Annotated in this window: 12 protein-coding genes; 7 read left to right on the top strand and 5 right to left on the bottom strand. The window is 66.8% G+C overall.

The window, feature by feature from the left end:
- Nucleotides 1-12: 12 nt before the first annotated feature.
- From MU553_RS06235 to MU553_RS06245, 3 genes are all read right to left on the bottom strand, one after another.
- The gene (locus MU553_RS06235) at nucleotides 13-1,128 is read right to left on the bottom strand and encodes a site-2 protease family protein (protein WP_247376818.1); all 1,116 of its coding nucleotides are present in this window, start codon (nucleotides 1,126-1,128) and stop codon (nucleotides 13-15) included.
- Nucleotides 1,129-1,295: 167 nt separating this feature from the next.
- Nucleotides 1,296-1,544, bottom strand: a complete 249-nt coding sequence (locus MU553_RS06240; RefSeq protein WP_247376820.1) for a DUF7123 family protein — start codon at nucleotides 1,542-1,544, stop codon at nucleotides 1,296-1,298.
- A 278-nt stretch (nucleotides 1,545-1,822) separates the two neighbouring features.
- Nucleotides 1,823-2,653 (bottom strand): molybdopterin synthase, encoded by an 831-nt coding sequence (locus tag MU553_RS06245; protein WP_247376822.1) that lies wholly within the window; start codon nucleotides 2,651-2,653, stop codon nucleotides 1,823-1,825.
- Between the two features lie 104 nt (nucleotides 2,654-2,757).
- Here MU553_RS06245 and pyrH point away from each other — a divergent pair, with 104 nt between their 5' ends.
- The 5 genes from pyrH (at nucleotide 2,758) to MU553_RS06270 (ending at nucleotide 10,081) form a co-directional block, all read left to right on the top strand.
- A complete protein-coding gene (gene pyrH / locus MU553_RS06250) occupies nucleotides 2,758-3,450 on the top strand; it encodes a UMP kinase (RefSeq protein WP_247376824.1) in 693 nt (230 codons plus the stop codon).
- The gene (gene lysS / locus MU553_RS06255) at nucleotides 3,447-5,177 is read left to right on the top strand and encodes a lysine--tRNA ligase (protein WP_247376826.1); all 1,731 of its coding nucleotides are present in this window, start codon (nucleotides 3,447-3,449) and stop codon (nucleotides 5,175-5,177) included. Before pyrH ends, lysS begins: the two co-directional genes overlap by 4 nt.
- 98 nt (nucleotides 5,178-5,275) lie before the next feature.
- Nucleotides 5,276-7,099: a site-2 protease family protein gene (locus MU553_RS06260; RefSeq protein WP_247376828.1), complete on the top strand. Its 1,824-nt coding sequence runs from the start codon at nucleotides 5,276-5,278 to the stop codon at nucleotides 7,097-7,099.
- Between the two features lie 107 nt (nucleotides 7,100-7,206).
- Nucleotides 7,207-8,133 (top strand): zinc metalloprotease, encoded by a 927-nt coding sequence (locus tag MU553_RS06265; protein ID WP_247376830.1) that lies wholly within the window; start codon nucleotides 7,207-7,209, stop codon nucleotides 8,131-8,133.
- 40 nt (nucleotides 8,134-8,173) lie between these two features.
- Nucleotides 8,174-10,081, top strand: coding sequence for a heme-binding protein (locus tag MU553_RS06270; protein ID WP_247376832.1), 1,908 nt, complete (start codon nucleotides 8,174-8,176; stop codon nucleotides 10,079-10,081).
- 42 nt (nucleotides 10,082-10,123) lie between these two features.
- Here MU553_RS06270 and MU553_RS06275 read toward each other — a convergent pair whose 3' ends face one another.
- Nucleotides 10,124-10,396 carry a hypothetical protein gene (locus MU553_RS06275; RefSeq protein ID WP_247376834.1) on the bottom strand — a complete coding sequence of 91 codons (273 nt, stop codon included), beginning with the start codon at nucleotides 10,394-10,396 and terminating at the stop codon, nucleotides 10,124-10,126.
- Nucleotides 10,397-10,469: 73 nt separating this feature from the next.
- Nucleotides 10,470-10,817, bottom strand: coding sequence for a DUF7344 domain-containing protein (locus tag MU553_RS06280; protein WP_247376836.1), 348 nt, complete (start codon nucleotides 10,815-10,817; stop codon nucleotides 10,470-10,472).
- A gap of 277 nt (nucleotides 10,818-11,094) precedes the next feature.
- Here MU553_RS06280 and MU553_RS06285 point away from each other — a divergent pair, with 277 nt between their 5' ends.
- Nucleotides 11,095-11,571 (top strand): pyruvoyl-dependent arginine decarboxylase, encoded by a 477-nt coding sequence (locus MU553_RS06285; RefSeq protein ID WP_247376838.1) that lies wholly within the window; start codon nucleotides 11,095-11,097, stop codon nucleotides 11,569-11,571.
- Between the two features lie 40 nt (nucleotides 11,572-11,611).
- The gene (locus tag MU553_RS06290) at nucleotides 11,612-11,971 is read left to right on the top strand and encodes a DUF5811 family protein (RefSeq protein WP_247376840.1); all 360 of its coding nucleotides are present in this window, start codon (nucleotides 11,612-11,614) and stop codon (nucleotides 11,969-11,971) included.
- Nucleotides 11,972-12,093: the final 122 nt, after the last annotated feature.

Below are 12,093 nucleotides of genomic sequence, written 5' to 3' on the forward strand. Positions count from 1 at the left end.
CGAGAGCGACGCTCAGGCCGCGGCGACCTCGATCGGGATCGGCGTGAAACACGCCAGTCCGAGCAGGAAGGTGAGGAGTCCGACCGCGAACCGTTTCCGGTCGAGCGGGGAGTCGTCGATGGGGTCGGTCGGCCCGGCGTAGGCGAGACCGAGCGCCAGGACGCCCCAGATGAACCAGATGTACACTGCCTGGCCACTCCGGGCGACGAACAGGTAGGCGCCGAGGCCGAAGAGGCCGGCTGGGACGGCCGCAGACACCGTCTCCGTCCGCTTGCCGAACATCGCTCGGACGATGTGGCCGCCGTCGAGTTGGCCGACGGGCAGCAGGTTCAGGAACGTGATGAACATCCCGAGCCAGCCGCCGAAGACGACCGGATTGAAGATCTTGTTCGGGGCGCTGTAGGTGAGCGGCTGGCCGGTGATCGCCGACAGCACCTGCAGCATGAGCGGGTGGTTGAACGACAACTCGAACGGCACCCGCACCGGGTCCAGGTGGAGGCCGATGATGGTCACGACGACTGTCGCGCCCAGTCCGGCCAGCGGACCGGCGACGCCGATGTCGAACAGCGCCTTCCGGTCGGGTATTCGGCCGCGCATCTTGATGACGGCCCCCATCGTCCCGAAGATCGAGGGGAAGGGGATGAAATACGGCAGGCTAGCGTCGACCCGGTGGTAGCGACTCATCACGTAGTGGCCGAGTTCGTGCGTCCCGAGGACGCCGAGCACAGCAGCGGTAAACGGCCAGGCCTCCAGGAGGCTGAGCGGGTCGTTCCCGACGTCGATTCCGTACCAGACGGTGCCGACGAACAGCGTCGAGAGAACTGTCAAAACCGCAAGTACGACGTTCGTCCAGGGAATCCCGTTCAGGCCGAGCGATCGGGGTTTCGCGACGAGCGCGTAGTTCCCGGCCATCAACTGGGGGCCTCTGGACGGCTGCTGCTGGAGCGACACGTCGTAGTCGTACTCGTGGAACAGTGGCCACACTTCACGCTCCAGAACGTCCGAGGAGACTGCTGGGCGACCGATATACAGGAGTTTGTCGCCGTCGGTCCGCACCTCGTAGACGCGAAACGCCGAAGAGAGTTCGTCGACCGCGGGCGCGTCCCCCGGGACACCGCTCCCATCCATCGATTTCCCCTTGTACACGCGACCGTATAAATCTCCGGTCCGAATATCACACGAAAGAACTCGTCAGTGTCTCGAACGGTCGATCTCGGGGGTCGGGGAGGGCCCCGAGACGGCGGTTCGGGACGGCTGTCGTCGGGGGAACGGCCGGGGAGGCTGCGTCGTGGTGTCTAGTTGGCGGGCTCGATTCGCCACGTGGTCGCGCTCGTGTACGACCACTTCTCGACTTCCAGATCCGTCGCGGATTCGCTGAGTTTGACCATGAGCGCACCGATCTCCTTGGGCGAGAGGCCGACCTCGTCTGCGATGAATTTGCTCTTGAAGTACATCTCGCCGTCCTGGGCTTTCTGCTTCAGGTACGACCGGAGTCGTTCTTCCTTGCTCTGCGTTTCGGTGGAGGGCTGCGTTGTAGCGCTCATTTGTGACACCTCATCCGTTCGTATCAACTACATCTGCATATAAAGCCAGGAAGCTTCGAGTCACTTCGGCGGTTTTAGCGTCGGTTCGGGCCTTTTTCCGCCTAAATCGGTGTAAAACAACTCTTTCATAACGTTTCGAGAGGGCGCGAGACGTTTTACAAACGAATCTAAGGCCGTTATGATGTTCTTACTCCAGGGTGGCCGAGTGGGACTGACACGGCCACTCGCAGCGCCATTTGGCGGGTGATGTTGCCGCATCTCGCCTGGCGCGCGGTCGGTCACTCCCTGTCGTGGACCCAGAACTCCTCGTCGACGGTCACTTCCTTTTTGAAGATCGGGACCTCGTCTTTGAGCCGGTCGATGCCGTCTTCGACGGTCCGGAACGCTTCTTCGCGGTGGCCGGCGAGCACGACGACGAACACGATGTCCTCGCCGTACTCGATGACGCCCGTTCGGTGGTGGAGGCGAACGTCTACGACGCCGTCTCGGGTTTCGAGCTCGGCGCTGATGGTCTCCATCTTCTCCTCGGCGACGCCTTCGTACTTCTCGAACTCCAGGTACTCCGTCGGAGCGTCCTCGGGGGCGTCTTTCGCGCGGACGCGGCCGGTGAACGTCGCGATCGCGCCGGCGCGTTCGGCCGCTGGTGACGCTTTGACCTCCTCGACCAGCGTGTCGAGGGTCACGTACGGTTCGGTCGACGCGAGCGACGAGAGTACGTCGTCGACGTCGACGGCGTCGGCGTCCGGACCGGCCGCGAGTTCGGGGCCGGCGTGCTCGCGGTCCCCCAGGACGACCTGTGGGATCGCAGCGTGGCTGAACCCCTCGACGACTGCGTAATCGTACGCGGGCGCGAGGTCGGCCAGCGTCTCGTCCAGCGTTCGCTCGGTGCCGGTGGCGAACCAGCCCTCGTCGTCGGTGAGGCCGTAGGTCGCTGCGGCTCCGGCTGTCCGGTGGCGGTCCGTGTCTTTCCCCTCGGTGTCGACGTCGGGTGCGTGCGTGAGGTGTTTGACCGTGGCGACCCGTCCGCGGTCGGTCAGTCGCTCGACGAGCCGTTCGACGAGCGTCGTCTTCCCGGAGTCGGACGGCCCCACCACGCCGAGTACGTGCATACCTGAATCGCAGGCCGTCTGGGCGCATTAGCTTTCGGTCCCGCGATCGCCCGGCCGACGCGGAGTACGAACGCTTAAGAACGGCTCGGAGCAACCCGGACGTAATGAAAGTCGTCGTTTCTATCGGCGGGAGCGTGCTCGCGCCCGACCTCGAACCGGACCGAGTACGCGCCTACGCGGACGTCATCGAAGGGCTGGTCGCGAACGGCCACCGCGTCGGCGTCGTCGTCGGCGGGGGCACGGTCGCTCGGGACTACATCACGACCGCCCGGGACCTGGGCGCAAACGAGATGCAACTCGACCAACTCGGCATCGGCGTCACCCGGCTGAACGCCCAACTGCTCATCGCCGCGATGGGCGAGCAGGCCGCTCCGACGCCGCCCGAGAACTACGAGGACGCGGGCACCGCGATGCACCGCGGGGACGTGCCGGTGATGGGCGGGGTCACGCCAGCACAGACCACCGACGCCGTGAGCGCCGTGCTCGCGGAGTACGTCAACGCCGACCTGCTGGTGTACGCGACGAGCGTCCCCGGCGTGTTCAGCGCCGATCCCAACGAACACGAGGACGCCACCCGGTTCGCGGAGATGACGCCCGACGAACTGGTCGACATCATCGCCGACATCGAGATGGAGGCGGGCAGCAACGCCCCGGTGGACCTGCTGGCCGCGAAAGTCATCCAGCGGGCGAACCTGCGCGCCATCGTCCTCGACGGCACCGAACCCGAACGGGTCGCCAGCGCGATCGACGACGACGAGCACGACGGGACCGAGATCCGGCCCGGTGGTGACCGATGAGCGAGGACGCCGAGAGCGCAGTCGAGGACATCGACCTGTACGACCCCTACGCGGTCGGACGCACGGCCGGCCGCGCGTTCTGGGCCGACGCCGTCGCGGACGCCATTCTGGCGAGCGAGCCCGACGAGCCCATCGTCATCAAGGGCGGCGTCTCCCCCTCGGGTGTCCCGCACATCGGCCACTTCAACGAGATTCTGCGGAGCTACTTCGTCGCCGAAGCCCTCCGAGACCGCGGCCACGAGGTCCGCCAGGTGTTCACGACCGACGACAAGGACCCGCTCCGGAAGATCCCCCGAACGCTGGCCGACCTCGACTGGAACGTCGTCGACTTCGGTGACGACGCCGTCGACTCGGCCGCCGTCGGCCAGAACCTCGGGAAACCCTACACGGACATCCCCGACCCGTTCGGCTGCTGTGACTCCTACGGCGCGCACTTCACCAACCTCCTCGAACAGAGCGCGGACCTGGTGGACGTGCCCGTCGAGTTCGTCTCGAACACCGAACTGTACGCCGACGGGGAGTTCGAGGAGATCACGCGCTTCCTGCTCGAACACACCGACCAAGCCCGCGAGACGCTCGCCGAGTACCAGGCCAGCGTGGACGACTCCTACGTCCCGTTCACGCCCCAGTGCAGCGAGTGCGGGCTGCTGACGGGCCAGATCGTCGACGTCGATCTCGACGAGGGTACCGTCGCGTACGAGTGCACCGAGATGGAAGCCGGCGACCGGACCATCGAGGGCTGTGGCCACGAGGGCACGGCGACGCTCCGGGACGGCAAGCTCCCGTGGCGTTTCGAGTGGCCCGCCCAGTGGGACATCCTGGGGGTGGACTTCGAGCCGTTCGGGAAAGACCACGCAGAAGGCTCCTGGCCGAGCGGGGAGGACATCGCCCGGAACGTCCTCGACGTCGAGCCGCCGGTGCCGATGGTGTACGAGTGGTTCACGCTCAACGGCGAGGCGCTCTCCTCGTCGTCGGGCAACATCGTCACCGTTTCGGAGGTGCTGGAGTTGCTCGAACCCGAGGTGTTCCGGTACTTCTTCACCAAGAACCCCCGCAAGCAGCGTGACTTCGACGTGACGACGCTCGACCAGCTGGTCGACGAGTTCGACCAGTTCGAGCGGGTGTACTACGGCACCGAGGAGCCCCGCGACGAGGAGGAAGCGGAACTCGCCGAGCGAGCCTATCCGATGGCCGTCGGTAGCGAGGCACGAAGTGCCTCGGGAAGCCGGACGCAGTCCGGCGACGGCGAGGCGGCCGACGACCAGCCCATCCGCATCCCGTACACGTTCGCCGCCGTGCTGGGGATGACCGACGACCCCGAACTCCGCGAGCAGATGGCGCGGCGCGAGGGCCACATCCCCGAGGACGCCACCGAGGCGGAGATCGAGGCCGCGCTCGCGCGCGTCGAGCGCGCCCGACAGTGGGCAAAGCGGACCGACAACGAGTACAACTACCGGCTGGCCGAGGACCTCCCCGAGACCGACTTCGACGACGACGTGGCGGCTGCGCTGGCCGAACTGGCCGACTTCGTCCAAGCCGGGCACGACGGCGAGGAGATCCAGGGCGAGATCTACGAGGCGGCAAAGCGCAACGACGTGGAGGTGGGCGATTTCTTCGCGGCCGGCTACCAGCTGTTCCTCGACACCGACCAGGGACCGCGGCTCGGGCCGTTCCTGGCCGCGCTGGACGAGCAGTTCGTGCTCGACCGCCTCCGTCGGGACGCGTAGCACTGTTCGGGGACGCCCTCGGGCCGCGGTCACCCGGCGGTCGCCCGCCGGTGTCGTGAACCAAACTCTCTTGACTCACAGGCCCGTCTCGTCGGACGATGGTAAGCACGCTGACCTGGGTGCTCGCAGGCGTTCTCCTCTATACGCTCGTCGCGATGGCGCTGCGGGCCCAGGGCAAGATTCCCGAGTACATCCGGGTTCAGGGGCCGATTACCACGATCCACACGAAGCGTGGTCGCGCGTTCCTGAACTGGCTGGCGTCCCCGCGTCGGTTCTGGCGCGCCTGGGGGAACTTCGGCGTCGGTATCGCACTCGTGGTGATGATCGGCATGTTCGTGACGGTGTTGCTCGCCGGCATCCGGTCGTTCAGCCAACCCGAGGCGACGCCGGTCCGCAACCCCCAGAACGTCCTCGTGATTCCCGGCGTCAATGACTTCCTCCCGATGTCCGCCGCGCCCGAGATCGTGTTCGGGCTCGTCGCCGGTCTCATCGTCCACGAAGGCGGCCACGGACTGCTCTGCCGCGTCGAGGACATCGACATCGACTCGATGGGGCTGGCGCTGTTCGCGTTCATCCCCATCGGGGCGTTCGTCGAACCCAGCGAGGAGAGCCGGAACCGGGCGAACCGCGGCGCACAGACGCGGATGTTCGCCGCCGGCGTCACGAACAACTTCGCGATCACGCTCGTCGCCTTCCTCTTGCTGTTCGGACCGATCATCGGCTCGATCTCGGTCGTGAGCGGCGTCCCCGTCGGCAAGACGTTCCCGGGGTCGGCCGCTGGAGCGTCCGGCATCGAGGGCGGTGACGTCATCACGAGCGTCGACGGCCAGCCCGTCGCCAACGCCTCGGAACTCGACTCGGTGCTCGTCAACACCACCGACCGGACGGTCACGGTCGAGCGGCAAGACGCCCCCGCGGTGACGGTCAATCGGACGCTGATGATAACGCGGGCCGTCCCTGGGGTGCTCGACGGGCGGCCCGGCGAAACCGGCGTCAACATTAGCGGGGCGACGCCGCCGACGATCACCGCCGTCAACGGGACGGCGGTCTACACTGAACAGGGCTTCGCCGACGCGATCCAGAACCGCTCGCTCGTCACGGTGTCGACCACCGCCGGCAACGCGACGTTCCCAGTGGGTGCGTACGTGACCCGAGCGAGCGCGGGCGACCCGCTTGACGAAGCCGGCGCACCGACCAACGGGACGCCGATCGTCATCACGCAGTTCGGTGAGACGCGCGTCACCGATACGGCGACGCTCCAGACGGCGCTGGCACAGCACGACGCCGGTGACGAGGTGACCGTCGAGGCGTACGTCCTGCAGGGCGAGCGGGCGCAGCCGGCGACCTACAACGTCTCACTGGTTCAGGACCCGGACGGCGAGGGCGCGTACCTCGGCGTCTTCCTCCAGGGCGGGACGAGCGGCCTGGCCGTCAACGACTTCGGCATCGACATCTACCCTGCCGAGGGCTTCCTCGGGTTGCTCGGCGGCGGGAGCGGTCCCCTCGGTGGCCTGACCGACGGCTCGTTCGTCCGCCAGGTGTTCGCCGTCCTCCTGCTGCCCTTCATCAGCGTCCTCGACCCGAACTTCTCGTACAACTTCGCGGGCTTCGTCCCGGAAGTCGTCGGCTTCTACACCGTCGAGGGGCCGCTCGCCGCGCTCGGCGGGGGCGTGTTCACGCTGGCGAACGTCACGTTCTGGACGGCGTGGATCAACCTCCAGCTCGGGATGTTCAACCTCGTTCCGGCCTTCCCGCTCGACGGCGGGCACATCCTGCGGACGAGCACCGAGGCCGTCATCTCGCGGCTCCCCATCGAGGGCGGTCGCCGGCTGACCACGGCCGTCACCATCTCGATCAGTCTGGTGATGCTCGCGGGCCTGTTCCTGATGATCTTCGGCCCCGGTCTGCTGGCCAGCACCTAACGGTCGGTCGCGCTGGCCTCTTCATCGTGGTCTAGTCGTGTCTTACCCGGAACTGACCGTGGTAACGTCCGACGTACAACGTGTGATTCGGTCGACCGTGGCGCTGTATGAACGGCCGGGTCGTGATCGCTCTCCTCGTCCTCGCCGTCCTCGCCTGGACGCAGGGTCTCGTCCCGATCACGCACGTTCCGGGGTTTCCGGACCGCGACTTCGATCGGGACGGCCTCAGCAACGAGCGCGAGCGGGCGCTGGGGACGAACGCCTTCAAAGCGGACTCCGACGGCGACGGCCTCGACGACTGGTACGAGCTCTCGGCGCTGGAGACCGACCCGACGACGGCGGACACCGACGACGACGAGTTCTCGGACAGCGTCGAACTGGTCGGCGGCCCGCCGATCGCTGGCGCTGACCCGCTGCAGCGGGACGTGTTCGTCGAGATCGATTACGTGACCGGGAAGCGCCCGTCCCGGGAGACGCTCGACCGAGTCGCGGCGGTTTTCGAGGCGGCTCCCGTCCGGAACCCGGACGGCTCCACCGGGATCGATGTCCACTTCGTCATCGACGACGAGATCGGCTCTCCCACCGCGACGACCCCGAAAGAACTCTCTCGGATTCGGAAGGCCCACTTCGACAACTCGTCGGTCGGCTACCATTACGCCGTGTTCGTCGGACAGGCGGGCGGCGAGAACAGGACGCGGACCGGGTTTCAATCGTCGGGACCCGGCTACCGCCAGATGGCGATCGAGTACCAGGGCGGCGACTTCGCGGGGACGTTCGTCCACGAACTCGGCCACTCGCTCGGGATCGACGCCGACGACTACGCGGGCGTGGACTCGTACGCGGTGTCGGCGGCCACCTACCCGAGCGTGATGAACTACAACTACCCGGACTCACCGATCAGATTGACTCACGACGGCCCGTTCGACGACTGGGAACACATCAACGACTCGCAGATCAATCCGCGGCCGCGCGAGATTCGGCGCCGTCTCACCCGAGCGCGAGCCGAGGACGACGGCTCGGTTCTCGAAGACTGAGAACGGAAACCTCCTTACGGACCGTTCCGAACGGCCCCGTATGGAACAGCGCGATCCGCCACCGACCGAAGAGGGTTGGTACGCCCTGCACGACTTCCGGACGATCGACTGGGACGCCTGGCGCAACGCGCCCGAACACCGCCGCGAGCGCGCGCTCGAGGAGGGGATCGACTACCTCCAGTCCCACGCGAACCTGGACGACGTGACCGACCCCGACGAGTTCGGCGGCGGTGCGACCGCCGTCTACACCGTCGTGGGACACAAGGCCGACGTCCTGATCATGCACCTCCGCGAGACGGTCGCGGAACTGGACACCGCCGAGCGCCGGTTCGAGCAGACCGCCTTCGCCGAGTTCACCGAGCAGCCCAACTCCTACCTCTCGGTGACGGAGGCGTCGGGCTACACGGAGTCGGCCCGCGGTTACTTCGAAGGCGAGGTCGACGACGACTCCAGTCTCGCGCAGTACATCCAGAAACGGCTCCATCCCGAGGTCCCGGACTCGGAGCACGTCTGTTTCTACCCGATGAGCAAGCGCCGCCAGCCCGAGCAGAACTGGTACGACATGCCGTTCGACGAGCGGGCCGACATCATGGAACGCCACGGCAACATCGGCAAGGGCTACGCCGGGAAGGTCAGCCAGATGATCGCCAGCAGCGTCGGCTTAGACGACTGGGAGTGGGGCATCACGCTGTGGGCCGACGACCCCACGAACATCAAGGACCTCCTGAACGAGATGCGGTTCGACCCCTCGTCCAGCCACTTCGCGGAGTTCGGTCCGTTCTTCTTCGGTCGGAAGTTCCCGCCGGCAGACCTGCCGGCCGTCCTCGCGGGCGACGACGTGCCGACCGGGGACAGCGACACCGCCGGCCAGCACGCCGAGACGAGTGCACCCGCTCACGCCGGCGACTCCGGCGGTCACCCTCGCGGTGAGACTGGCAGCCACGGAACGTCCGACAGCGACTCTCACGCCGGCGGTCCCCCGACGGGCGGCAGCGACGAGGACGACGAGATCGAAGCCGACGACGAGATTCAGCAGAAACTCGGCAACCTCGGACTCTACCCCGGTGAGGATTACGACGAGGGCGACCACGGCCTGGTCTTTTACTCCCAGGCCGACGCGCAGGACCTCGCCGACGAGGTCGACGGCCTGCGGAGCAACTTCGAGCACTACGACACGCACGTGCTGACGACGGTCCGGGCCAACGAGGGCCGGGCGGCCATCGCCAGCGTCTGGAAGACCGAGAGCGCCGCCGACACGGCAAGCGGCTTCCTCAACGACCTCTCGGGGATCGTCGAGGGGTACCGCGGTCCGCTCGGCGAGGGCGACGGCGAGACCGACGACGCCGAGACCGACGCGGGCGACGAGATCCGCGGCGAACTCGAAGACCTGGACATCTACGCCGGCCAGCCACACGGCGAGGACGTGTACGCGCTGGTGCTGTACTCCGAGGCCGACCGCGAGGAGCTGTTCGCGGAAGTCGACGACCTCCGGGACGGCTTCGACCGCTACGACACCCACGTGAAGACGGCGCTGTACGACTCCGAGTCGGGCGACGACGACCGGACGGCCGTCGTCAGCATCTGGGACACCCAGAGCGCCGCCGACACGGCCTCCGATTTCCTCTCGGACCTGCCCGGCATCGTCGCCCGCGCGGGCGAAGAGTCCGGCTTCGGGACGATGGGGATGTTCTACACGGTCAAGCCCGAGCACCGCGAGGACTTCGTCGAGAAGTTCGGCGAAGTCGGCGAACTGCTCGCTGACATGGAGGGCCACCACGACACGGCCCTGATGGTCAACCACGAAGACGAGAACGACATGTTCATCTCCAGCCAGTGGCGCGCCAAGGAGGACGCGATGGACTTCTTCCGCTCGGACGCCTTCTCGGAGACGGTTTCCTGGGGACAGGACGTCCTCGCCGACCGCCCGCGGCACGTGTTCCTGGCGTAACCGCACAACGGTTCCCCGCGTGCTCGTTTTCGCCTACCGCTTTCAGTCGGCTCGTTCGCCAGCGTGGCTGCCCGTGAGTGCCTGCTGGAGGACGTGCCCGAGGAACCCGATGCCAGGAACGGCGAACACCGAGGCGTGTACCCAGGCGTCGTAGTCGACGTTCGGCGGTTTCGTCACGAGGAAGAGCCCGTAGACGGCCAGCATGATGACGATCCAGAGGGCGGTGATGACCAGAAACGGGACGGCGTCACGAACGGCGTCCGCGACCGCTGCTTTCGTGCTCTGTGACTCGTTGTTGCTGTCGATCTGCACCATTAAAGAACAGTGGCCACGGCCTGTTCGGGTGCGTCTTTGCTGGGAGCGCTGCGAGGCTGGCTCGTCGGCGTGCTTACTCGTCCAGCGCTTCGAGAACCGTGATTCCGCGTTCGAAGCGAGGTCCCGGCGCGACGTCATCGTCGTTCGCGTCCTGTCGACTGTCGGTCCCCCCGTCGGTCTGTTCGTCGCTGGCGTGCTCGACGAGGCCGACTGCCTGGAGCGCGGGCAGGTGCCTATGATGGAGGGCAACCTGTGCCCGTTCTCTGGTGGCATCGAGAGCGGTTTCGACCGTCGTCAACGAGACCGTGTCCCGGCCGTCCGTCGTCTGTTGCTCGTGCAGGCGTCGCAGGAGCCGACGCCTGTGCGGGTGTGCCAGTGCTCGGAGGAGTTCGTCGACAGTCCGGTCTGTGTCTCGTCTCATCGTTTGTCCGTGAACGCGGCCACGGGGCGGCGGTCCGACTCGACTCGCGTCACCGTCGCCGGCCGATGACCGTATTCACACTGCGGAATCGCACAGTAACTGTATAGGTGTTTTATCGCCCTTCTCGAAGACTGCGTGCCCGCTCGGTCCGCTTCTGTTGCGGCTTGTCCCGACGCGGCGGACTGCCGTGCCGATAGCTGTGAGTGACAGATCGGGTGCACGGTGTGGCTGGGGGGGAATCGTAACCCCTTACCGCTGGCCGCGGTCTATATCGGGTATGAGCGTCATTCGGCTCGTCTGGGGACGAGCAACTGGGCCAACGCCGACGGCGTCCTACGACGCGGCGCTCGCGGCGGCGAACGTCCACAACTTCAACCTGATCACCGTCTCCTCGGTCATCCCCGCGGCGGCGCAGCTCGAAGTCGTCGAGACTGCCCCGGACCTCGGCGACGTCGGCGACTCGCTGACGGTCGTCCAGGGCCGAGCCACGCGGGGGCCGGGCGACGCAGGCGCCGCTGGCATCGGCTGGGCACGCAGCGAGTCCGGGCGCGGTATCTTCTACGAGTCCTCGGGCGACGACGAGGCGACCGTCCGCGACCGCATCCGGGACGGACTGGACGCGGGGAAGGATCTGCGAGACTGGTCGTTCACCGACGAGGACGTAGTCGTCGTCGAGGCCGACTCCGACCCCGAGGCGTACTCGACGGTCGTGGTCATCGCGGCCTACGGGGAGAGTCGTCCAATCCTGCGCTAGCCGGCGGATTTATACGTTCGACATACATAGAACAGCGGAAATGTACGGAAACGCCCCGTTCGCGGGTACCGACGACGTCGACGTGCCGACGCTTTCTGCCGAGCAGCGCCAGCACCTCCGCCGCGATCTGGCCAGCGTCGCCGCCCGAACCCGCGAGTTGCTCCCGGACGAGTTCGCCGTCGGTCTCGAACTGTCCGCGAGCCCCGAGGGTCCCCGGGCGACCGTCGCCGTCCAGCCCCCGGTCGGCTCCATGGTCAGCGCCGGCTACACCCCGGAGGACACGACCGACATCCGCATCGCTGAGGACGAACGCACCGACATCGCGCAGGGGCTCGCCGCGAGTGCCGCCCTGCAGGTCAAACAGGCGATGGGCGATACGAACTCCCAGACTGCCCAATAGTACCTTTTTTAACGGGGGAATCGCGCTCGCCTCTGGCGAGCGCTCAACCCCCGTCAAAAAATCTACGCTAAAAAAGCCGGACGCTCGGCTTCGCCTCGCGTCCGGTGAACCGGCGAGCAAGC

This window comes from Halorientalis brevis, from assembly GCF_023077655.1.